The sequence below is a fragment of the Lacticaseibacillus manihotivorans DSM 13343 = JCM 12514 genome (genome assembly GCF_001435035.1).
GTDB classification, from domain to species: Bacteria; Bacillota; Bacilli; order Lactobacillales; family Lactobacillaceae; genus Lacticaseibacillus; species Lacticaseibacillus manihotivorans.
In genome coordinates this window covers 1-928 of record NZ_AZEU01000068.1, presented here as the reverse complement: position 1 = coordinate 928, position 928 = coordinate 1, and the positions used below count along the sequence as shown (strand labels likewise).

Genomic DNA, 928 nt, shown 5'->3' with positions numbered 1-928 from the left:
GGCAAAATTGCGGCCAGCACTGCGATCACAAACCATGATGTTTGATTATGCGTTTTGCGGTAATGCGCATAAGCGAAGATCACCAGCACTTGCCAAATCAAGTATCCCAGCAATGCGACCCCTTGCGTCCATTTTTCCCCGGTGAACATCAAGGTAATAAAGCCGAGGCTCACCAGTACTTCATAGACTTTCAAGCGGTGACTATGCCACAGTCCCACCGCCAATGGAATCAACGCGATCAGCAAGTAGATGAAATACTGCGGATCTGAATAAGGTTGTAAATTGATCATGCGTTGACCTCAGCGATCAACTGCTTGACCGCCACCTTCCCGTTGGCCGTCAGTGGCAACGCCTCGCGATAAACAAAGCGTTGCGGCACCATATAGCTCATCATGGTACTTTCTAACGATTTGCGAATCGCTTGCGTCAATTGCAATTCAGATTCAAAGTGATGTTTTTCTGGCACGATATAAGCCAAGAGTTTGGCGACTTTATGGTCGCGATTATATTGAGGAATCGCCACGCCTTGCGCAATCAGCGGCGAATCATTTAAGTAATGGTTCACTTCTTCAAGCTCGATGCGATAACCATTGAGCTTGATTTGAAAATCGGTGCGCCCGCGGTAGAAAATCATCCCTGCTTCATCAATATAACCGAGATCACCGGTGGCATAGCCAGCTTGAGAAAAGGCTTTGGCCGTTTTTTCAGGATTGTTGAGATAACCTTTGGAGACGCTTGGGCCTTGGATCATCAATTCGCCAACTGTATGCCCATCTTCTTGGCGCAACGAGTCTTCACGCAATGAAATCTTGGTATCCGGTTTGGCCACACCGATCGGCAAACGTGTATATTTTTCTAACACTGCCGGGGTGATTTCAACGGCGGTCACTGCGACTGTGGCTTCCGTTGGGCCATAAGTGTTGTAGAC

At 48.1% G+C, this 928-nt stretch carries 1 protein-coding gene and 1 pseudogene; both read right to left on the bottom strand.

What is annotated here, in order from left to right; translation table 11 throughout:
* A pseudogene (locus FD01_RS03945) lies at positions 1–290 on the bottom strand (D-alanyl-lipoteichoic acid biosynthesis protein DltB); the annotation flags it as partial.
* Positions 287–928, bottom strand: a 642-nt coding sequence (locus FD01_RS03940; RefSeq protein WP_156647265.1) for an AMP-binding protein, incomplete at its 5' end; no start/stop codon positions are given. The pseudogene FD01_RS03945 and the gene FD01_RS03940, both read right to left, overlap by 4 nt.